The 20,061-nt window shown below is 36.8% G+C and carries 23 protein-coding genes; 9 read left to right on the forward strand and 14 right to left on the reverse strand.

Annotation, left to right across the window (positions count from 1 at the left end):
• Window positions 1–10 precede the first annotated feature (10 nt).
• The 3 genes from WG904_RS14085 to WG904_RS14095 all read left to right on the forward strand — a co-directional run bounded on the left by WG904_RS14085 (window position 11) and on the right by WG904_RS14095 (window position 3,789).
• Entirely contained in the window at window positions 11–1,324 is a 1,314-nt protein-coding gene (locus WG904_RS14085) for an NAD(P)/FAD-dependent oxidoreductase (RefSeq protein WP_339579965.1), read from the forward strand.
• Between the two features lie 84 nt (window positions 1,325–1,408).
• Window positions 1,409–2,254: a hydroxymethylglutaryl-CoA lyase gene (locus WG904_RS14090; protein WP_339579966.1), complete on the forward strand. Its 846-nt coding sequence runs from the start codon at window positions 1,409–1,411 to the stop codon at window positions 2,252–2,254.
• A gap of 101 nt (window positions 2,255–2,355) precedes the next feature.
• A complete protein-coding gene (locus WG904_RS14095) occupies window positions 2,356–3,789 on the forward strand; it encodes an aminopeptidase P N-terminal domain-containing protein (RefSeq protein ID WP_339579967.1) in 1,434 nt (477 codons plus the stop codon).
• A gap of 34 nt (window positions 3,790–3,823) precedes the next feature.
• On the opposite strand, the gene WG904_RS14100 is transcribed toward WG904_RS14095, so the two are convergent.
• The 4 genes from WG904_RS14100 to fbaA all read right to left on the reverse strand — a co-directional run bounded on the left by WG904_RS14100 (window position 3,824) and on the right by fbaA (window position 6,443).
• Window positions 3,824–4,303, reverse strand: a complete 480-nt coding sequence (locus tag WG904_RS14100) for a DUF6265 family protein (protein ID WP_339579968.1) — start codon at window positions 4,301–4,303, stop codon at window positions 3,824–3,826.
• Window positions 4,304–4,370: 67 nt separating this feature from the next.
• On the reverse strand, window positions 4,371–4,796 hold the full coding sequence (locus tag WG904_RS14105) for a GNAT family N-acetyltransferase (RefSeq protein WP_339579969.1): 426 nt from the start codon (window positions 4,794–4,796) through the stop codon (window positions 4,371–4,373).
• A 2-nt stretch (window positions 4,797–4,798) separates the two neighbouring features.
• The gene (locus WG904_RS14110; RefSeq protein ID WP_339579970.1) at window positions 4,799–5,269 is read right to left on the reverse strand and encodes a low affinity iron permease family protein; all 471 of its coding nucleotides are present in this window, start codon (window positions 5,267–5,269) and stop codon (window positions 4,799–4,801) included.
• 94 nt (window positions 5,270–5,363) lie between these two features.
• Entirely contained in the window at window positions 5,364–6,443 is a 1,080-nt protein-coding gene (gene fbaA, locus WG904_RS14115; RefSeq protein ID WP_339579971.1) for a class II fructose-bisphosphate aldolase, read from the reverse strand.
• A gap of 130 nt (window positions 6,444–6,573) precedes the next feature.
• On the opposite strand from fbaA, the gene accD reads away from it, so the two are divergent.
• The 3 genes from accD to WG904_RS14130 all read left to right on the forward strand — a co-directional run bounded on the left by accD (window position 6,574) and on the right by WG904_RS14130 (window position 8,705).
• Complete coding sequence (gene accD / locus WG904_RS14120; RefSeq protein ID WP_339579972.1) at window positions 6,574–7,419, forward strand: acetyl-CoA carboxylase, carboxyltransferase subunit beta; 846 nt, start codon at window positions 6,574–6,576, stop codon at window positions 7,417–7,419.
• 69 nt (window positions 7,420–7,488) lie between these two features.
• Complete coding sequence (locus tag WG904_RS14125) at window positions 7,489–8,217, forward strand: N-acetylmuramoyl-L-alanine amidase (RefSeq protein ID WP_339579973.1); 729 nt, start codon at window positions 7,489–7,491, stop codon at window positions 8,215–8,217.
• A 29-nt stretch (window positions 8,218–8,246) separates the two neighbouring features.
• Entirely contained in the window at window positions 8,247–8,705 is a 459-nt protein-coding gene (locus WG904_RS14130; RefSeq protein WP_339579974.1) for a YciI family protein, read from the forward strand.
• Between the two features lie 55 nt (window positions 8,706–8,760).
• Here WG904_RS14130 and WG904_RS14135 read toward each other — a convergent pair whose 3' ends face one another.
• The 6 genes from WG904_RS14135 to glmM all read right to left on the reverse strand — a co-directional run bounded on the left by WG904_RS14135 (window position 8,761) and on the right by glmM (window position 15,136).
• Window positions 8,761–9,765 (reverse strand): cytochrome d ubiquinol oxidase subunit II, encoded by a 1,005-nt coding sequence (locus WG904_RS14135; RefSeq protein ID WP_339579975.1) that lies wholly within the window; start codon window positions 9,763–9,765, stop codon window positions 8,761–8,763.
• A complete protein-coding gene (locus tag WG904_RS14140) occupies window positions 9,753–11,090 on the reverse strand; it encodes a cytochrome ubiquinol oxidase subunit I (RefSeq protein WP_339579976.1) in 1,338 nt (445 codons plus the stop codon). The genes WG904_RS14135 and WG904_RS14140 overlap by 13 nt, the downstream gene beginning before the upstream one ends.
• A 182-nt stretch (window positions 11,091–11,272) precedes the next feature.
• The gene (locus WG904_RS14145) at window positions 11,273–12,172 is read right to left on the reverse strand and encodes an MBL fold metallo-hydrolase (RefSeq protein ID WP_339579977.1); all 900 of its coding nucleotides are present in this window, start codon (window positions 12,170–12,172) and stop codon (window positions 11,273–11,275) included.
• Between the two features lie 63 nt (window positions 12,173–12,235).
• On the reverse strand, window positions 12,236–12,442 hold the full coding sequence (locus WG904_RS14150; protein ID WP_339579978.1) for a hypothetical protein: 207 nt from the start codon (window positions 12,440–12,442) through the stop codon (window positions 12,236–12,238).
• Between the two features lie 157 nt (window positions 12,443–12,599).
• Complete coding sequence (locus WG904_RS14155) at window positions 12,600–13,748, reverse strand: cysteine desulfurase family protein (protein WP_339579979.1); 1,149 nt, start codon at window positions 13,746–13,748, stop codon at window positions 12,600–12,602.
• Window positions 13,748–15,136: a phosphoglucosamine mutase gene (gene glmM / locus WG904_RS14160; protein WP_339579980.1), complete on the reverse strand. Its 1,389-nt coding sequence runs from the start codon at window positions 15,134–15,136 to the stop codon at window positions 13,748–13,750. The genes WG904_RS14155 and glmM overlap by 1 nt, the downstream gene beginning before the upstream one ends.
• Before the next feature lie 225 nt (window positions 15,137–15,361).
• Here glmM and WG904_RS14165 point away from each other — a divergent pair, with 225 nt between their 5' ends.
• From WG904_RS14165 to WG904_RS14175, 3 genes are read left to right on the forward strand one after another with little or no spacing between them, the layout of a single operon-like run.
• Window positions 15,362–16,093 carry a class I SAM-dependent methyltransferase gene (locus tag WG904_RS14165; protein WP_339579981.1) on the forward strand — a complete coding sequence of 244 codons (732 nt, stop codon included), beginning with the start codon at window positions 15,362–15,364 and terminating at the stop codon, window positions 16,091–16,093.
• Complete coding sequence (locus WG904_RS14170) at window positions 16,090–16,653, forward strand: phosphatase PAP2 family protein (RefSeq protein WP_339579982.1); 564 nt, start codon at window positions 16,090–16,092, stop codon at window positions 16,651–16,653. The genes WG904_RS14165 and WG904_RS14170 overlap by 4 nt, the downstream gene beginning before the upstream one ends.
• Window positions 16,654–17,373, forward strand: a complete 720-nt coding sequence (locus tag WG904_RS14175) for a ZIP family metal transporter (protein ID WP_339579983.1) — start codon at window positions 16,654–16,656, stop codon at window positions 17,371–17,373.
• A gap of 9 nt (window positions 17,374–17,382) precedes the next feature.
• On the opposite strand, the gene WG904_RS14180 is transcribed toward WG904_RS14175, so the two are convergent.
• Genes WG904_RS14180 through WG904_RS14195 form a run of 4 tightly spaced genes read right to left on the reverse strand, consistent with a single transcriptional unit; the run spans window position 17,383 to window position 20,055 of the window.
• Window positions 17,383–17,589 carry a C1orf53 family protein gene (locus WG904_RS14180; RefSeq protein ID WP_339579984.1) on the reverse strand — a complete coding sequence of 69 codons (207 nt, stop codon included), beginning with the start codon at window positions 17,587–17,589 and terminating at the stop codon, window positions 17,383–17,385.
• Window positions 17,589–18,530: an exonuclease gene (locus tag WG904_RS14185; protein ID WP_339579985.1), complete on the reverse strand. Its 942-nt coding sequence runs from the start codon at window positions 18,528–18,530 to the stop codon at window positions 17,589–17,591. The genes WG904_RS14180 and WG904_RS14185 overlap by 1 nt, the downstream gene beginning before the upstream one ends.
• Window positions 18,527–19,108, reverse strand: a complete 582-nt coding sequence (coaE, locus tag WG904_RS14190; RefSeq protein ID WP_339579986.1) for a dephospho-CoA kinase — start codon at window positions 19,106–19,108, stop codon at window positions 18,527–18,529. The genes WG904_RS14185 and coaE overlap by 4 nt, the downstream gene beginning before the upstream one ends.
• Window positions 19,108–20,055, reverse strand: a complete 948-nt coding sequence (locus tag WG904_RS14195) for a CdaR family protein (protein WP_339579987.1) — start codon at window positions 20,053–20,055, stop codon at window positions 19,108–19,110. Before WG904_RS14195 ends, coaE begins: the two co-directional genes overlap by 1 nt.
• Window positions 20,056–20,061: the final 6 nt, after the last annotated feature.

Raw genomic sequence — 20,061 nt, forward strand, 5'->3', positions numbered from 1 at the left:
AAGCACGAATATGAGTTTATCTAATATGGATACTGAAAAACAAAAAATCGTAATTGTTGGAGGAGGCTTTGGAGGGATAGAATTAGCCAAAAAACTTCGAAATGAAAATGTTGAAGTTACTATTTTAGATAAACATAATTATCATACGTTTCAGCCTCTGCTATATCAGGTTGCAACTGGTGGATTGGAGGCCGACTCGATTGCATTCCCCATTCGAAAAATATTCAAAGGCCAAAAAAATCTAACCTTTCGAGTAACCGAAGTACAAAAAGTAATCCCTGAAGAAAACAAGCTTTTAACCACCATTGGCGAAATTACTTACGATCACTTAGTTATTGCAACAGGTTCTACAAGTAATTTCTTTGGTCAGGCAGAAATTGAGCACAACGCCATGCCCATGAAATCTATCCCAGAGGCATTAAATTTAAGAAGTTTGATTTTACAGAATTTGGAAGCTGCCCTAATTGAAAAAGATAAAGATAGCGAGACCAAGCTCTTAAACTTTGTTATTGTGGGAGGCGGACCAACGGGTGTAGAAACGGCAGGCGCAATTGCAGAGCTGAAGAAACATGTGCTCAAAAATGATTATCCAGAATTAGACCTACATAAAGTTAACATTTATTTGATCGAAGGCTCACCAGAATTGCTTGGGCCAATGTCTAAACAATCGCAAGTTAAATCGCAAGAATTCTTGGAAGAATTAGGGGTAACGGTGTACACCAATGCCAGAGTTCAGTCTTACAATGGCAATTTGCTTAGGTTGCTAGATGGACGAAGTATCTTGGCCGCAACGGTGATCTGGAGTGCTGGTGTAAAAGGAGTGGTACTCGATGGATTAAACCCTGAATGTATCGTTAGAGGAAATCGACTAAAAGTAGATTTAATTAATCGTGTAGCCTGCTATCAGAATATTTATGCTATAGGCGACGTAGCGGCAATGATTACCGATTCTATGCCTAATGGGCATCCAGGAGTTGCTCCAGTTGCCATTCAACAAGGAAAATTATTGGCTAAAAATTTAATCCATATCATTGCCAATCAACCAACAGAAAGTTTTAGTTATTTTGATAAAGGTGCCATGGCAACTGTAGGAAGAAATAGGGCGGTTGTGGATATCAATAAAATACATTTTCAAGGTATATTTGCTTGGTTTACATGGATGTTTGTACACTTAATGACTTTAGTAGGCTTTAGAAATAAATTAGTTGTCTTTGTAAATTGGGTTTGGAGTTATTTTAGCTACGACCGAGGAACGAGGTTGATTATTAGGCCATTTATTAAGTCGACAGGTAACAGCCAGAAACCCCAAAGTTCGAAAGTTTAGTAGTAGGAAGCCTAAAGGTTAAGCTAAAACACACCCAACCTCACAACTCAAAACTCGCAACTAAAAACTAAAAACCGTTCTAAAATGAAACTCATCGAATGCCCACGTGATGCTATGCAAGGCTTACATCATTTTGTGCCCACCCAAGTTAAGGCAGATTATATTAACCTATTACTTCAGGTTGGCTTTGATACGATTGATTTTGGAAGTTTTGTCTCTCCAAAAGCTATCCCACAATTGAGCGATACCCCTGAGGTCTTGGAAAAACTAGATTTAAGCACGACCAAATCAAAACTGCTTGCCATTGTAGCCAATTTGAGGGGGGTACAAGACGCAATTAAACACGAAGCAATAACTTACCTTGGCTTCCCGTTTTCTATATCCGAGACCTTCCAGCAACGAAATACCAACTCGAGTATTATGCAATCCCTTTCTACGGTTGAAGAAATGCTAAACGTTTGTGATCAAAAAAATAAGATTGCGGTTATTTATTTATCAATGGGTTTTGGTAACCCTTATGGGGATGAATGGAACATTGAAATTGTTGAAAAATGGACTGAGGAACTTGTAAAAAGGGGTGTAAAAATACTTTCTTTATCAGACACAACGGGCGTTTCTACAGCTGAAAAAATTGAGGCTATCGTACCCATGCTTATTAAAAGATTTGAGCAAACCGAGATTGGTATCCATTTGCACAGCACCCCAGAAACAAGAATTGAAAAAATTGAGGCCGCCTATGCTTCAGGATGTAAACGATTTGATAGTGCATTAAAAGGTTTTGGGGGTTGCCCAATGGCCGCTGATGATTTAACAGGAAATTTAGCAACCGAAGATTTAATTTATTTCTTAGAAAATAAAGGAGAAAATTTAATGATAGATGCCGAAAAATGGCAGCAAGCAATGCACTATTCTCGTTTAATTTTTAATTGATATATCAAGTATTGTAAAATCTTTTATACCAAACCATTAAAGCGATTCAATAGTAATATATTTAAACATTATCAACATGGATTAAACCAACCAGAAAAATAATGAAAAAATTATTTATACTTCTAATACTATGCATATTAGGGCAAAATAGCATTGCTCAAGATTTTGAACCGAAAGATTATTTTACTAAGGAATTTCATGCAGAACGAAGAGAAGCACTGCGTAAGAATATGCCGGAGGGCAGTGTAATGGCAATCTTTGCCTACCCTACCCGTAATTTTTCTAATGATGTAGATTATCTTTATCATCAAAATCCAGACCTTTATTATTTTACTGGATATAAAGAGCCGGATGCAGTTTTGTTTATCTTCAAAGACCAGCAAACGGATGCGAATGGTAAATCTTTCAAAGAATTATTTTTTGTTCAAAAAAGAAACCCACAACAAGAGAGCTGGACGGGAAAGCGTTTGGGTGTAGAAGGTGCGAAAGAAAAACTAGGCCTACCGATGTCGTTTAATGGAAGCGACTTTGCGGCTTATCCTATCGATTTTTCAAAATTTAAAACCGTAATTTATAGTACTCCACCAACTATGGTGCCTTCTAAAACAGAATCCGCTTCACTTTCTGGGCTATTTTATTCCTTTCAAAAAAAGGCAAACCTCTCTTTAGATAATTTAACCGAAGCTAGTACTGCACGCAGAACCTACAATATGCTAACTGGTAAGCTAAGAGAAATCAAAACACCAGAAGAATTAACGATGTTACGCAAAGCAATTGAAATTTCTTGCCAAGGGCAAAACGAGGTCATGAAAGCAACACATGTTGACATGAGTGAGCTTGAAATACAAGGATTACATGAATATGTTCATAAAAAATATGGTGCAGAAGAAATTGGGTATGGCTCTATTGTGGGTGCTGGAGAGAATGGCTGTATTTTACATTATGAAACCAACACCAAAACCAAAGTGGGCAACTCGTTAATCCTTATGGATGTTGGTGCAGAATATCATGGTTATAGTGCAGATGTTACTCGAACCATACCCGCTAATGGAAAATTCACAGAAACTCAAAAACAAATTTATCAAATTGTTTATGATGCGCAAGAAGCTGCCTTTAAAACGTTAAAAGATGGATCTACCTTTGCAAATGCTAGCAATGCAGCCAATGAAGTGATTTCGGAAGGCCTACTTAAGCTAGGGATAATTAAAGACAAAAAAGATTACCGGAAATATTATACGCACGGTCTGAGCCATCATATCGGATTAGATGTTCACGACCGTAGCAGTTCAAGAACGCTGTTAAAAAACATGGTGATTACCATTGAACCTGGAATTTACATTCCCGCTAATAGCGACTGCGACAAGAAGTGGTGGAATATTGGTATTCGTATCGAAGATGATGTATTGATTACGCAAGATGGCTATGAAAACCTTTCTATATTCGCCCCTAGAAGCATTGCAGAGGTGGAAAAGAAAATGGCGGCTAAAAGCGTATTAGACGGATTTAAGCTACCTGCGTTAAAGTCAGGAAAATAATTTTGTACCTGAATTTCATTCGTAACGGTAAAGTTTAGCGTAATTTTTTCATTGGGAAAGTTTGCTTTCTTGGCTGACCGTTTTTAGTGCCTGAAATTTCTGCTATCAGCGAATCGCGGTTTATCCTGGTATACGAAATGATCTGGGGGAAGTCGTGTTCTGGATTTTCGAAAACCAACTGCGTATCTGAACTGATTTTTAATCCAAATCGAATGGGCAACCCTTCATTTTGATTCTTCACCGCTGGGATATAAAACAATTGATTAGCTTCTTTTACTAAGCGAATGTGTTCGAGAACAAGAGTATCATTTTCCTTTTTCATGTAACTCTTCCCTAAAAATTCATCATCACTTTTTTTAACCCAAGTTTCATAAATACTTCCTCGAGCTGTTTTATTTTCCCAAGTCCCAATAAGCCATTGTGCTTTTGAAAGACTATCAGATTGCGTAGCAGTCCACCCACAAAAAATTAAAAGGCTAACTACAGTAAATAAAAAAATCTTTCGCTTTATCATGATGTAAAAAAGGTAAAAAACATTTCAAAAAATTCAGTTAATGCAACTAACAGGTACTATTGTACATTTATACATTTTTTACCATTCTAAAATGCTGAATTCCAGCTTCCTCAAATTGTTCGCCTTCGGCAGTAAACCCAAATTTTCTGTACAAACTCATCGCATCAAGTTGTGAATTCAGATAAATATAGGTTGCATCGGCTGGCAAGTCGTCTAAAGCGGTAGCTATTAACGCCCTTCCGATACCCTGACCTCTAAATTCTTTTAAAACAGCAAAGCGTTCTAATTTATAACCCTTATCTGTTTTCCGCCATCGACAAGCGCCGCAGGGATAATGACCAGAAATTGCCAAAAAGTGGGTAGATTCTTCTTCATTTGCCCACTCAATTTCAGGCGGACACCCCTGTTCGTCTACAAATACAATTTTTCTAATGGAGAAAACTTTCTCTAAATCTTCTTTGGTTACGGCTTTTTGTACATGAAGTGTGTCCATGATTATGATTTCTTAGGTTTTTTAATATTTTTACTCTTTAATTCATTTATTTCTTCAGCGGCATCGATAGAATGTGAGTGATGAATGTCGTTTTCCTTTTTTGCTAATCTCGCTAAGGTTACATAAAATTTATGTAGTTGGTCTAATTCAGATTCGGTTAAATCTTCAATATCAACCATACGATTACTTGCTCGCTCATGTGCCGCAATTAATTCATTTAATTTTAGTTGAATTGCCTTACCATCTTTATTCTGAGCTTTTTGAATTAGAAAGACCATTAAAAAGGTAATGATTGTAGTTCCAGTATTAATTACCAATTGCCAAGTTTCAGAATAATGGAAAAGTGGCCCACTAGCCGCCCATAAAACTATAATAGAAGCAGCACCTATAAATGCTGGAGAGCTACCTGTAAATTTTGTTGCAGCATTGGCAAAACGCTCAAATAAATTACTTCCTTTTTTAGCTAATTTCATCCATATAAAATTTACATAAATATAAACAATAAACAAGCAAAAACGCCATAAGTTTTAACCTATGGCGTTGTCTACACTATTGTTGTAATACTTTCTACAACTTATTACTTGCGCCTATACAATTTAAATCTTCAAAAGCAACCGTTAAACGCTTTACAAATTCTTCTTCGCCTTTGCGCAACCACACTCTAGGATCATAATATTTTTTATTCGGTTTATCCTCACCATCAGGATTCCCAATCTGCGCTTGCAAATATGCTTCGTTCTTTTGATAATAGCCTAATACACCTTCCCAAAATGCCCATTGCATATCGGTATCAATATTCATCTTTATTGCTCCATAAGAAATGGCTTCTCTAATTTCTTCTTGTGATGAACCCGAGCCGCCGTGAAATACAAAGTTAATTGGCTTTTCAGCACTTAAACTAAATTTCTCTTTTACAAAATCTTGCGAATTCTTTAAAATAACAGGTTGTAATTTCACATTACCTGGTTTATATACCCCATGTACATTTCCGAAAGCCGCTGCTATCGTAAAACGATCACTTACCTTACTTAATTCTTCATAGGCAAAGGCTACTTCTGAAGGCTGAGTATACAATTTAGAACTGTCAACATCGCTATTATCTACTCCGTCTTCTTCACCACCAGTAACCCCAAGTTCAATCTCGATGGTCATGCCCATTTTGCTCATTCGCTTGAAATATTCCACACAAATTTCCATATTTTCTTCAATTGGTTCTTCAGAAAGATCCAACATGTGAGATGAAAATAATGGTTTTCCGGTCTCTGCAAAGAATTTTTCACCATGAGTTAAAAGTCCATCAATCCAAGGCAATAACTTTTTAGCTGCATGGTCGGTATGCAATACAACGGCCACGCCATAATGTTCAGCTAGTAAATGAACATGCTTAGCTGCAGAAACCGCTCCTAAAATGCATGCATTTAAATTGTCATTATTTAATGTTTTACCTGCGTAAAACTGCGCTCCTCCATTAGAAAGCTGGATCATTACTGGCGAGTTTACCGCCTTTGCTGTTTCCATAACTGCGTTAATGGTATTTGTTCCTGTTACATTTACCGCCGGTAACGCAAACTGATGTTTTTTAGCTTGCTCGAATAATTCTTGTAAAGCAGCTCCGTAAATTACGCCTTTGTAGCCTTTTAAACTCATTTTTGTATTATTTTATATGCCTCGAAGTTATGAAAAAATTGGTAAATTGGCTAATCTGCTAATTCGCTATTTGTAAATCCATTTGTAAAAAAAAAATCGTTTCTTTGTAATCGCATTTTTTAAAAGAAATATGGCTTGGTTTAAGAGAGAAAAAAAAGGTATCAGTACCACAACCGAAGAAAAGAAAGAAGCACCAGATGGATTGTGGAACAAATGTCCGAACTGTAAAAAAGCACTTCATAGTGCCGATTTAATAGAGAACAAGTACGTTTGCCACTATTGCGACTACCATTTACGCGTGGGCTCTAAAGAATATTTTGAGGTTTTATTCGATCATAATCAATTTACAGAACTGTTTCCAAATTTAACATCGGGCGACCCGTTAAACTTTAATGATAATAAACCCTACACGGATAGAATAGTAGAAAGCCAAGCCAAAACAGGCTTAAAAGATGCTATTCGTGCTGCGCACGGCAAAGTAGATGGCCAAGAGCTTATGATTGCCTGTATGGATTTTGCCTTTATTGGAGGCTCTATGGGCTCGGTAGTGGGCGAAAAAATTGCGCGATCTATCGACTATAGCATTAAGCATAAAGTGCCATTTTTGATGATTTCTAAATCTGGCGGTGCCAGAATGATGGAAGCGGCTTTCTCTTTAATGCAAATGGCCAAAACTTCCGCTAAACTTGCCTTATTAGCACAAGCTAAAATACCCTACATATCCCTTTTAACCGACCCAACAACTGGTGGTGTTACTGCTTCTTATGCGATGTTGGGTGATATTAATATCGCAGAACCTGGTGCCTTAATAGGTTTTGCGGGCCCACGAGTAATCAAAGAAACCATTAAAAAAGACCTTCCAAAAGGTTTCCAAACTTCAGAGTTTGTTTTAGAGCATGGATTTTTAGATTTTATCGTTGACAGAAGACAGATGAAAGCTAAACTTGCCACTTTCTTAAAAATGATGAAGAACTAATTTACAAATAAGCTAATTAGCTAATTTTAGGAAGAGTTCTTATATTTATAATACTAACATTTAGTTATTATGAACAAAGTTATCATAGCACTTTCTTTTTTTATCCTTTTTACAAGCTCTACGAAGCCGAAATCTAAGGCGGTTATTATTTGGCAACCTTCCCATCAAACCGATACAGGTAAAGATTTTAGCGAAGCAAAAACCTGCAATGGAATTATCGAAGCTGCAATGGCCTTTAAACCTAAGCTTAAAGAGTATAAGGTGTGGAGCTTAAATGAGCCCAATCTTCATCATCCTAACGTTGGGAGCAATACCCTTATTGAGCATACGTCAGCTATTATCGATGGAAAGATATCTGGCTATGCCTTTGAACTTAAGGAAGCTAATAAAAGAAATCCGGATGTATTTATCGCAGTTCATAACAATGGTGGCACTAAGCGTCACGCTATTTGGGGATATATTCATGAGGGCGATGCATTTGAGGCAGAAAACAAAAAATTAGCTTCACGTTTAGTCGCAGCAATTTGTTCAGTTACCGATTTAGAAAACAGAGGTGTTCTTTTCGATAGTTCAACAGGTAGAAATGATTACGTCTGTAAAAATACTGGTAAAAAAGCATTTTATAGCTTAGATGAGAACGTAAACACCGCAAAGTATAGGGTATTGCTAGAGATTGGAGACAACGGTGTAAGCAAAGATTTTTTAGAAAACCCAGCTAATCAGAAAAAAATGGGTGAAGCACTTAAAACAGAATTGATAAAGTGGTTGGAAGAAAAGGAAATAGGAAAAAGGAAATAGATTGGATTTATAACTAGCAAATATAATCAATGAAAAAATTAATACTCTTTACGGTACTAATATCACTTAGCTTAGCAGTTAATGCACAAGATAAAAAAGTAAATCCAAATTACGACGAAACGTTGGCTAAGAAACTTGGCGCAGACGACAACGGGATGAAAATGTATGTTTTGGTGATCTTAAAAACGGGCTCAAACACCACTGCAACCAAGGCAGAAACAGATAGCGCGTTTGCAGGCCATATGGCAAACATGGGCAAACTTGTTAAAGAAAACAAACTTATTGTAGCTGGGCCATTGGGTAAAAATGATAAAACCTATCGTGGCATCTTTATCCTCAATACGAAATCTATCGATGAGGCAAAAGAAATATTGGCTACCGACCCTGCATATAAGGCCAAATTGCTTGATGCCGAAATCATGAATTGGTATGGATCAGCGGCGATAGCTGAATACCTACCTGCAAATGAAAAAGTTAGAAAATATTAGTTAATTCGTAAATGTGCTAATTCACTAATTTACAAACTGCCGAATTAGCAAATTACTACTCTTCCTTCTGTTGAAACTTGTAAAACAAATAGCTTAAAAAAGGTAAAATAAATACACTTCCTAGTAGTAAAGCCCAACCTAAGCTTTCTACTGTTTTTATAGGCGCAATACTTTCGTTTAAAGAAAGTGTACTTCCATCTTTGAAGCGAATAAAATTAGGAAAATGAGCATAGGTTATGGCTAACAAAATCATACTAACTTGAAACCCCGCTAAAATTCGTAGTACCTTAGTTTTACCTCTTACTAATAAATACCATAGTAAAACGAGCGATAAACTAGCTAAGCTAACGGCAACCAATCCTACAACATCCATAAAAACCCAACTCATCAATGGAACATTTTCAATACTTGCAGCAATAAACACCATCATTCCCAACAAAACTGCAGCTACATTCATAAATTCTGCCTTTTTTATAAATCGACGCTTATCTTCTTCGGCCTTGCTCTCTCCTATTAAATAGATTGCAGCTAAAAAGCCACATAGGGCAACGGTAAACAACCCAACAGCTACTGAGAACCAATTTAACCAGCCAAAAATGTATGCGCTAACAAAATCGTTAGATTGGTTGTCGATTTGCCCAGATAGTACGCTTCCGGCAATAATGCCTAGAAATAATGGGGTTATAAAGCTCGAGTAAATAAAAATTTTATTGTACACTTCTTGCATTTGGTCCTTTACGGCATCGTAATGGCGAAACACAAAGGCGGTGCCCCTCGCAATAATTCCAATAAGCATAATAGCTAAGGGCATGTGCAAATACACCGACATCGTTGTATAGATTTTTGGGAAAGCGACAAACAAAATTACAATAGTGATTATTAACCACATATGATTTGCTTCCCAAACTGGCCCGATAGCATGATACATGGTTTTCCGAGTCTTACCTCTATTTTTTGAAGACGTAAAGAGTTCGATAATTCCAGCCCCAAAATCAGCTCCACCTAATAAAAAATAGAGTAGAATAGCCAAACATAAAAAAGATATAACTACATATTCCATGATTGATTTGTTTTAACTGATTGACCATATAAAACAGGAACCATTTTTATTTGCCGATACAACAAGAAAATAACGATAACATTTAATGAGGCGTAAATGGCAGAAAACAGGTAGAACGACCACGCGATACCTGGCATCGGTGTAACTGCGTCTTTGGTTCGCATAAATCCATAAATTATCCAAGGCTGGCGCCCAACCTCAGTAACTACCCAACCCGCCTCTAAAGCAATATAACCAAGTGGTATTGCCAAAACAAAGAGTTTCAATATCCATTTTTGTTCCATTAATTTCTTCTTGCGCAAAGCCATTACTACATAAATAAGCGAAATAACCACTAATAAACTCCCTATGCCTACCATAACCTGAAAAGCATAATGGGTTATCGCCACTGGCGGATGCTCATTTTCCGGAATTTGATCGAGCCCCTTTACTTCTGTTTTAAAATCGCCATGTGCCAAAAAGCTTAATGCTCCCGGAATCTCAATTGCCAATTTTACTTCCTTTTTCTTTTCGTCAACAATTCCTCCTATTAGCAATGGGGCAGGTTTTTGCGTATGATAAAGTGCCTCCATGGCCGCTAGTTTTGCAGGTTGTCGCTTTGCCACGTCTTTGGCCGATAAATCGCCACTTATGGGCTGCAATACTGCACAAATAGTAGCAAAGGTTGCTGCTATTTTAAAAGCTTTATAATGAAAATCTTGATTTTGTTTTCTTAAAATCATGAGGGCATGAACCCCAGCAACGGCAAAACCAGTTGCCGTAAATGCTGCCAAGCACATGTGTAAGGCCTGTGTAAACCAAGCTCTGTTAAACATGGCAGCTATGGGATCGATATTTAAGTATTCGCCATTTACAAAATCAAACCCTGTCGGACTATTCATCCATGCATTTGCTGCGACGACCAAAATACCTGAGGCTAACCCACTCGCACCTACAACAACCCCAGTAAACCAATGAAACCATTTATTAAGTTTATTCCAACCATAAAGAAAAAAACCTAATGCGATAGCTTCTATAAAAAAGGCTGTTCCTTCTAGTGAAAATGGCATTCCAAATATTGATCCAGCATGTTCCATAAATTTTGGCCACAATAAGCCTAATTCGAAAGAAAGCATCGTTCCAGACACTGCGCCTGTTGCAAAAAAGATGGCGACTCCTTTACTCCATGCTTTGGTAATGTGTTTGTAAACCTCATTATTCGATTTAAGCCATTTATAATGCGATACAGCCATAAAAAATGGCATTACCATACCAATGCAAGCATAAATAATGTGAAAGCCCAATGAAAGGGCCATCTGTGAGCGGGCTGCTAAAAAATCATCCATTATCAGGTGGATTAGAATTAAGCAAATATAGCCGATAATGTTTTACTTAATTGATATTTAATAGCTTAAGCAAGATTTATTTTAAATTTATAACGTTTATAAATTGAACTTAAATTTAATTACATAGCCGCAGATGTGAAGATTTTTAGTACGCAATAAACGATGATTAATGAACTACTGAACTAACCCACAGTAAGTTCAGTGTATGCAGCCGTTAAGCTCCTTGCAATACCATCTCCCTGCCATTCTGGAGCACCAGGAATAGTCGTTGCTTTTAAGATGTCTTCTTTTGTTTTACCGGCAGCGATTTGGGCTTTCACGAAAGTCATTAAGCTTTCTAAATAATTTTTAAAGGCTTTAATATTTTCCTTATCCCCCACTACTTTTTCTGGATCTAAGCTATGTCCGGTAATTACAATCGTATCTTTATCAAATTGAGTATATATTTTATCTAACGCCGTAATCCAATTCCCAATGTGTGCTCCATTTGCTTGATCTATATAGGGGAAACGGCGATTAAAAACCAAATCGCCAACATGCACAATGTTTGCATTTTCGAAATGATAAACTACATCGCCATTGGTATGGCCAGAGCCATAATAATAAGAACTAATTTTTTCTTTGCCTACAGGTGCTTTCCAACCCTTTCCGAAGGTTACGTCTGGATAAAGTTGTTGATCTTCATTTTTTGCTTTTTCAGCAGCGAGTTTCTGATTTACCAGTGAATTTTGATGGGCAACCACATGCTCGGCCAATCCTTTAAAAGCAATATTCCCTGCGGTATGGTCGCCGTGATGGTGCGTATTTAACAAATACTTAAATGGTTTTTCCCCCAACTTTCTTAATTCTTCTATTACATGGGGTGCAGATGCCGGAAACTGAGAGTCGACCACCACAAAACCACTAGATCCATTTAACCAAGCAATGGTACCACCCTGTTCGGTAAAGATACCAACATCGTTGCGTAATGCTTTAAATTGATATGCCCTATTCAGGGATGAACTTGCAAATGCATCCGATTTATAAAAGGCTAATACGGCCATAGCTAACGCTGAGTTTTGAAGAAACTGTTTTCTTTGCATGTTAATAAAATTAAAAAACCACGAGGTATATCGTGGTTTAAATTTAGTAAAATATTTAATATTTTAAATTCCTGTTCCAGGAATGGTGCCAGGCTCGTGACCATCGCCAAATGCATTACTTGTACGGCCGTGTTTCTTAACAAAATTGCCTGTTACTTTTGAAGAAGAATTTTTCTCTACATTTTCTTCATTACGAGGAGTTTCTTGCTCGGTATCGGTTACCGCAGCATCTTTAACTACTTTGCGGTCTTTTTCATTATTAGCTTCCATAATCGTTATTTTTGGTAATAGATAACTAAATAACAACTACAAAAAAGAATTGTTCTATTTTTTTTAACCACACAGAAACATAGGTTGCATAGCTAATGCACCTGAATACTATTTAATCTATGTGCCTATGTGGTAAAAGCTTTAGGTTGGTGAAAAATTATGCCAGCGCATTTTGCTTCACTACCATTTTAACCTTCTCCATCACATAATCTAAATCTTCTTTGGTGGTGTATTTGCTAAAAGAAAAACGTACGGACGGCCGGTTTGGATCGGCATTAATGCCATTTAAAACATGAGATCCAATATTAGAACCTGATGAACAAGCACTACCCCCCGAAGCACAGATACCATTGATATCGAGATTAAACAATAACATATCGGCCATGTCCATCTCTGGGAAAGATACATTTAACACGGTATATAAACTTTTGCTTGCCTCGGTTTCGCCGTTAAATGCAATACCTGGTATTTCGGCAATGAGTTGTGCTTTTAAGTAATCTTTTAACTCTTGAATATGCAATTGATGCGCTTCCATTTCGGCATATGCAATTTCTAAGGCTTTAGACAAGCCTACTATTCCATATACGTTTTCGGTTCCACCACGCATGTTTCGTTCTTGCGCACCGCCATAAATCATAGGTGGGATTTTGATATTACTGTTTACAAATAAGAATCCTACTCCTTTTGGCCCATGTAATTTATGTGCAGCACATACAATGAAATGTGCTTTAAGCTTACGTACATCGTGTATATAATGACCCATAGTTTGAACAGTATCTGCATGATAAATAGCGTTGTACTGTTCACAGATATCGCCTACCTTTTCCATATCAGTTAAGGTACCTAATTCGTTATTGGCATGCATTAAGGATACAAAACTACGTTCATTATTTTGCAAAAGCTCTTCAAGGTGCACATAATCAATTGCCCCTTTATCATCGATATTCACAAAGCTAAGTTTGTCAATCTGTCCATCTTTGAGCATCATGTTTAAGGTATGTTCAACCGCATGATGTTCTATTTTAGAAGTAATTGCATGTTTAATGCCATATGCAGAAATACCACATCGAATTGCTGTATTATCAGCTTCTGTTCCACCTGACGTAAAAAATATCTCAGAAGGAGAAGCATTTAATAGATTAGCTACACTTTTTCTGGCCTTCTCTACCAATGTTCTTACTTCACGGCCTAATGCATGGATTGCCGAAGGATTACCGAAATAGTTTTCCATTACATTTGTCATCTCTGCGATAACTGCTGGATCTAATGGAGTAGTGGCAGCATTGTCTAAATAAACTCTTCTCATTAATTTAGCTTTAAAATTTCCTTAATATCTGAAATAATTTTATTGGCAAGGTTTTCGGCCACGGTTTCATTTTCAGCCTCGCTGTAAATTCGAATGATAGGTTCGGTATTTGACCTACGTAAATGTACCCATTCCTTTGCAAAATCGATTTTTAAGCCGTCTATCGTACTTGTTTTCTCGTTTTTATATTTTTCTTGCACTTTTACCAATAGCGCATCGATATCCATTTCAGGCGTGAGCGTAATTTTGTTCTTCGAGATATAATAAGCTGGGTAGGAACTTCTTAATAAGGAGATAGATTTACCAAATTTTGCTAGGTGCGTTAGAAACAAGGCAATACCCACTAAAGCATCTCTGCCATAATGCGACTCTGGATAAATAATGCCTCCATTTCCTTCACCACCAATTACAGCACTGCTCGCTTTCATTTGGTTTACAACATTTACTTCTCCAACTGCAGCTGCGGTATATATATTTCCAGATCTTTCTGTTACATCTCTTAACGCTCTGGTTGAGGACAGATTTGATACCGTGTTGCCAGGGGTATTTTTCAATACATAATCAGCGACTGCTACTAAAGTATACTCCTCCCCAAACATGGTTCCATCCTCATTTACAAAACAAAGTCGATCTACATCAGGATCTACCACAATGCCTAAATCGGCCCGCTTTTCTTGCACTACTCTTGCAATTTCAGTTAAATTCTCTGGCAAAGGCTCTGGATTATGAGGAAATTCGCCATTCGGTTCACAATACAATTCGTAAACGGTTTGAACGCCTAGCGCACTTAACAAGGCTGGAATAAATATTCCTCCGCTAGAATTTACACAGTCTATCGCAATCTTGAAATCAGCTTTTCTAATCGCCTCTACATCAACCAATGGTAAGGCAAGAATAGCATCGATGTGTTTTTGAAGATAAGTGTCGTTAGCAATAACTTTTCCAAGATCGCTAACCTCCGCGAAAGCAAAATCGGCTGCTTCGGCCTTTTCTAACACTTCTTTCCCATCAGCATCACTAATAAATTCACCCTTCTCATTTAACAACTTAAGTGCATTCCATTGCTTTGGATTATGACTAGCTGTTAAAATTATGCCACCACCAGCTTTTTCCATTGGAACCGCAATTTCAACAGTTGGCGTAGTTGATAAACCCAAATCTATTACTTCAATACCTAAGCCCTGCAAGGTTCCAATTACCAAATTATTAACCATTTGGCCTGAAATTCGTGCATCGCGACCAATTACAATTTTTTTATTTTGAGTTTTGCTAATTACCCATGCCCCATAAGCAGCAGTAAATTTAACGATATCGATTGGGGTTAACCCGTCGCCCGCTTTCCCGCCAATGGTCCCCCTTATTCCTGAAATAGATTTTATTAATGTCAAGTTCTTGTAGATTTTCACAAAAATAAGAAAAAACCACCTTATTGAATACATCATAAGGTAATTTTTTAAAAGCTATATTTCCTCAGTTAGCACTTATTTTCCAATTGTGGAGGAGAGAACAATACACGCATATCAATAATTACTTTTATATACTAACAATTTTATTGCAGATAAAAGTAATTTATCTAAGTTTGCTCTTCTAAAAACGTCAAACAAATTAGGATAATGCAGCGAAAATGGTTTCAATTCTGGTTTAATTCACCCTACTATCACATCCTCTACAATCAACGGAATGATGAAGAGGCCGAATTTTTAATTGACAACCTCTCTGCTTACTTGGCACCCAAAAAAGATAGCCGCATATTAGATATCGCTTGCGGAAGAGGTAGACACGCCATTTATCTCAATAAAAAAGGCTATGATGTTACTGGTATAGATTTATCAGAGCAAAGCATTAAATACGCACAGCAATTTGAGCAAAAAAACCTTCATTTTTATGTTCACGATATGCGAAAGCTCGCCTACATTAACTATTACGATATTGCGCTCAACCTTTTTACTAGCTTTGGTTATTTCGATACTGAAAAAGAGCATGTTAATGCTTTAAAAGCTTTCAGAAAAGCCTTAAAAATTGATGGGACCTTGGTGATAGATTATTTCAATACTCAGAAAATAATTAAAAACTTAACGCAACAGGAAATTAAAACGATAGATGGCATTGAATTTCATTTGCATAAATTTGTTGCCGAAAGAAAAATTATTAAGCATATTAATTTCGAGCATCGCCTTAAAGCTTATGCTTTTGAAGAGCGCGTACAGGCGTTTTCTTTTCAAGACTTTGAGCGGATGTTAACCAAAGCTGGTTTGTACATCGCCACTTCTTTTGGAAACTATGCGCTTGAAGAATTTAATGAAATAAAATCGGATCGGCTAATTTTAGTTTGCAAAAAAGCATGATAGCAGAGTTACAACAATTCGATGCCGAGTTATTTTTAAAAATTAACAAGGGTATGAGTAACGATTTTTTTGACGTAATCATGCCCTTACTACGGAATCGTTTTTTTTGGGCACCACTCTATATTTTTATCATCGCTTTCTGCATTATACGCTATAAAAAGCAAGGTTATTATATTATATTAGGCCTACTGATTACCTTTGGTATAGGCGACTTAATGGCATCTAGGGTAATAAAACATACTGTTCAACGCGTACGTCCTTGTAATGAAATTAATTTAGCGAGCAAAATAATTAAACGTGTTCCTTGTGGTAGTGGGTATAGTTTTCCATCGGCCCATGCAACTAATCATTTTGCGATTGCATTATTTTTAATTGGAATATTTTACCGAAAATGGAAACCAATTTTACCTTTAGCATTAATTTGGGCGGCCTTAATTGCTTTTGCTCAAATTTATGTTGGTGTTCATTACCCCATAGATACACTCGTTGGTGCAATTTTGGGAACCTGCATAGGTTTAATTACTTCACTCATTTATAAAAAATTACAACCCAATCTGTAAATGGAAATCTGGAAATTCCTTGTCTTGTTTTTTTGTGCCTTTTTAGGAGGGCTTTCCATTTTTTTAGTGAAAAACGATAAATCTCAGGCCCTAAAGCTTATTTTATCCTTTAGTGGTGCTTATTTATTTGCTATTACCGTCTTGCATCTCATTCCCGATGCCTATAGTGGTACAGATAAACATGAAATCGGTATTTTCATTTTGATTGGTTTTTTACTACAAATATTTTTAGAGCAGTTTTCTGAAGGTGTAGAGCATGGACACATCCACAAGCATAGTGAAAGCCATGCTTTTCCTTATGGCATTATGATCAGTTTATGTTTGCATGCATTTTTAGAAGGAATGCCACTTGTTAAGGATCAAAATAATGAGTTAATATTTGGTATTTCGCTTCACCACATTCCAGCAGCGTTTGCTTTGGCCAGCATTCTAATTCAGAACCATTTTAAAGCTAAATCCATCGTGTTTTTCATCACCATATTTGCATTAATGGCGCCGATCGGGTACTATTTTAGCGAAAGTTTAAGTAACGGAAGCATTAGTGGTGTGGAACCGTATTTTAATAAAGTAATGGGTATTGTGATTGGAATTTTCTTGCACATTTCTACCACCATACTTTTCGAATCGAATGCCGATCATAAAATTAACAAAAAGAAAATGCTTGCGGTATTAGCAGGCTTAGGCGTAGCATTAGTTGGGTTTTATAGCGCTGGGCATTGATTCCAGTCTTCAGTCATCCGCCTTCAGTCGGGCGTCTATTTTTTTCAGAGAATTAGACTCAAGACTATCGACTCCAGGCTCAATACTTTGCTCCCTATTCCTCCATGGACAGTGCTTACATTTATTCTTACAACAATACCCTCGTTTGAGATGATATGCCGCTGTAAAAACCATTAGCCCATCTTCATTAAAATAATAGTCTACCTCTTCTTCCATTAGTTAAGCAATTTAACGACCAAACTTTTTTCGAAATGGTTTTGCAATGCGGTTCCACTCCCATGTGTAGTCCAAACCTCACTAGGCTTAACCTTGGTGATGGTTTCTAAGATGGCTTCCCAATCTACATGATCGGATATATACAATTGAATTTCATTATTGCTTTGAAGATGCTTCCAGCCGGTCGCAAATATCCGCACCACATTTATAGCCTTAAAATAGCTGTGATAAACCATTGGGGGCACAATATAAATTAAGTCCGTCTGGTTATTTTTCATCACTTTCCTATCGTAAGCTTCATACTTTCCTAAAGTAACGCCCAATTCTTCATAAATTTTTATAAATGGAAGAATACTATGGTGTATAAGTATCCTTTTTTTATTACAATGTTGATTAATCATGGCAACTAAGCGTTGACTTTTCCCTAAAGCATAAGCACCCAGCATGATGTTGCGGTGAAGAGTATTTAGTTTTTTTATTTCTTCGATGGCATTAGGATGTTTAGTTTCGGGTTTAGCGAAAGTGGTTTCTGTAATCAGTACATCGGCCTTCACAAATTCGATTGGCTCGCAGGTATCATCTGCTTCTAATTTATAATCACCCGTATACAAGTAGCGAGCACCTTTATATTCCATTAACACCAGCGCAGAGCCCAACATGTGTCCGGCAGGATAAAAGCTAATCTGTACCCCATTTAACTCAAATTTACGACCATATTCTTTTACGATAAAGTTAGCTGCTGCAAATTTCTTATAGCGATGTTGCATAAAAACCATTGTTGGCTTTGTACAATATACGTACTGATTGCCCCCTACCGCATGATCCCCATGAGCATGGGAAATAACTGCCGATACTACAGGTTCTTTAGGATCTAGGTAAAAATTCCCATAGCTACAAAAAAGACCTGTTTTAGTTTGAGTGATGAAATCTTGGAGAATCATAGCAAAAACTCCTCATGCAAGGTAAGTACTTGTAGTATAATCGAATCTGCTGCTGTATTAGAAATAAAATAATCTGCCATTTTAGCCTTTTCATCATCTGTAAATTGTTTATTCATTCTAGCAATTACCTGCGCTTCACTAACATGGTCGCGGTGCATTACTCTTTCTAGTTTTAGGGCAATTGGCGAAGTAACCAAAATACTTTTATCGCATTGCCGATAAGAACCGCTTTCGAATAACAAGGCCGCTTCTTTTAACACATAGGGTGTTGATTTTGAACTTACCCATTGTTCAAAAGCCTTAAAAACAGCAGGATGTACCAATGCATTTAATTTATCTAATTCTGTTTGCTTATTAAATACAATAGCGGCAATATGTGCATTATTTAAGGTGCCATCCTTATGATAGCTTTGATATCCGAAGGTTTTTTTAACCCCATCAACCAAGACAGGATCGTTTGTCATAGCCAACTTAGCAGCTACATCTGCATAAAAGACAGGTACACCCAACACTTCAAACACCTTACAAACGGTAGTTTTTCCACTCCCTATCCCTCCTGTAATCCCAATCTTTAGCATTACTTCTCGATAATAAAATTAATCTTGGCTGGACTAATTTTCACCAGCTTACAATATTCGGGGAATCGTGCTATTTTCACGGTTAATTGTTCATGTTTTAGCAATTTCCATTCGTTAACATCTACATTGGCAACAATAAAATCTTCATCAACTTCCTCATATCTCGATAATGCCACCATAAATGTAATTTTTACTTTTTTTGGATAAAGTTTAAAATTGTAAAAGTCACGGTTATTGATTAAATTTAATGGCACTTCGACTGTTTTTTCTGTAAATTCATCAATAGGTACTTTTACCCCAACACTTGTTGGATAAATGCTCACGTTAGCGATGTTATTTACTTTCATGGTTACACGTGCACTTGCCGATTGCTGTAAATCTACAAGTTTTAGCGTATCCGTGTACCATTCCTTAATTTTCGCCAACTCTTCTTGAGGCCCCGATATATTTACATAAGATGGCTTAATTTGAATTCTGCTTGCTATATCGAACTGTTTAATAAAGGTAAAATCGTAGCGTAGTTTAACAGGTACTCGTTTGTTTGTTCGCTTCGAGAAATCGAAATACAAGGTATCTGGTTTAACAGAAATAATTTTCTGCGAAGTTTCTAGCTGCTTGTTTACGGCAGATAATTGTTCAGAAAATAAGATAAAATTTCGAGTATTTAATTTTTCTAAACTTACGGATATAGATTGAGGGTTTACCCTAAGTCGAGCAAACAATAATTGCCATCCAGTCCCTTCCACTTGTAGGTCAACAGTATCGGTTTGCAATGCCTTAAAGGCCTTTTTTTGAGGAAAATCCTTATATATCAAAACCGTTTTTGCCGTATAAACATATTTATGATTTAGGGCCATAAATAACCATGCGGCCACTGCACAAAAAAGACAGGCCACCAGCACCAGAAATCTTTTACGTTCTACCTTAGTTAATTTAATAAATGGCATATTGGT

This window comes from Pedobacter anseongensis (assembly GCF_037482965.1).
GTDB lineage: Bacteria > Bacteroidota > Bacteroidia > Sphingobacteriales > Sphingobacteriaceae > Pedobacter > Pedobacter anseongensis.

Coding starts and splice junctions, on each gene's coding strand:
- WG904_RS14110 (WP_339579970.1), bottom strand. CDS start 5,269: ATGAAATTAGCTAAAAAAGGAAGTAATTTATTTGAGCGTTTTGCCAAT.
- WG904_RS14155 (WP_339579979.1), bottom strand. CDS start 13,748: ATGAGAAGAGTTTATTTAGACAATGCTGCCACTACTCCATTAGATCCA.
- WG904_RS14095 (WP_339579967.1), top strand. CDS start 2,356: ATGAAAAAATTATTTATACTTCTAATACTATGCATATTAGGGCAAAAT.
- WG904_RS14145 (WP_339579977.1), bottom strand. CDS start 12,172: ATGCAAAGAAAACAGTTTCTTCAAAACTCAGCGTTAGCTATGGCCGTA.
- WG904_RS14180 (WP_339579984.1), bottom strand. CDS start 17,589: ATGGAAGAAGAGGTAGACTATTATTTTAATGAAGATGGGCTAATGGTT.
- WG904_RS14140 (WP_339579976.1), bottom strand. CDS start 11,090: ATGGATGATTTTTTAGCAGCCCGCTCACAGATGGCCCTTTCATTGGGC.
- WG904_RS14085 (WP_339579965.1), top strand. CDS start 11: ATGAGTTTATCTAATATGGATACTGAAAAACAAAAAATCGTAATTGTT.
- WG904_RS14150 (WP_339579978.1), bottom strand. CDS start 12,442: ATGGAAGCTAATAATGAAAAAGACCGCAAAGTAGTTAAAGATGCTGCG.
- WG904_RS14165 (WP_339579981.1), top strand. CDS start 15,362: ATGCAGCGAAAATGGTTTCAATTCTGGTTTAATTCACCCTACTATCAC.
- accD (WP_339579972.1), top strand. CDS start 6,574: ATGGCTTGGTTTAAGAGAGAAAAAAAAGGTATCAGTACCACAACCGAA.
- fbaA (WP_339579971.1), bottom strand. CDS start 6,443: ATGAGTTTAAAAGGCTACAAAGGCGTAATTTACGGAGCTGCTTTACAA.
- WG904_RS14105 (WP_339579969.1), bottom strand. CDS start 4,796: ATGGACACACTTCATGTACAAAAAGCCGTAACCAAAGAAGATTTAGAG.
- WG904_RS14175 (WP_339579983.1), top strand. CDS start 16,654: ATGGAAATCTGGAAATTCCTTGTCTTGTTTTTTTGTGCCTTTTTAGGA.
- coaE (WP_339579986.1), bottom strand. CDS start 19,108: ATGCTAAAGATTGGGATTACAGGAGGGATAGGGAGTGGAAAAACTACC.
- WG904_RS14195 (WP_339579987.1), bottom strand. CDS start 20,055: ATGCCATTTATTAAATTAACTAAGGTAGAACGTAAAAGATTTCTGGTG.
- WG904_RS14170 (WP_339579982.1), top strand. CDS start 16,090: ATGATAGCAGAGTTACAACAATTCGATGCCGAGTTATTTTTAAAAATT.
- WG904_RS14090 (WP_339579966.1), top strand. CDS start 1,409: ATGAAACTCATCGAATGCCCACGTGATGCTATGCAAGGCTTACATCAT.
- WG904_RS14135 (WP_339579975.1), bottom strand. CDS start 9,765: ATGGAATATGTAGTTATATCTTTTTTATGTTTGGCTATTCTACTCTAT.
- WG904_RS14130 (WP_339579974.1), top strand. CDS start 8,247: ATGAAAAAATTAATACTCTTTACGGTACTAATATCACTTAGCTTAGCA.
- WG904_RS14100 (WP_339579968.1), bottom strand. CDS start 4,303: ATGATAAAGCGAAAGATTTTTTTATTTACTGTAGTTAGCCTTTTAATT.
- WG904_RS14125 (WP_339579973.1), top strand. CDS start 7,489: ATGAACAAAGTTATCATAGCACTTTCTTTTTTTATCCTTTTTACAAGC.
- WG904_RS14185 (WP_339579985.1), bottom strand. CDS start 18,530: ATGATTCTCCAAGATTTCATCACTCAAACTAAAACAGGTCTTTTTTGT.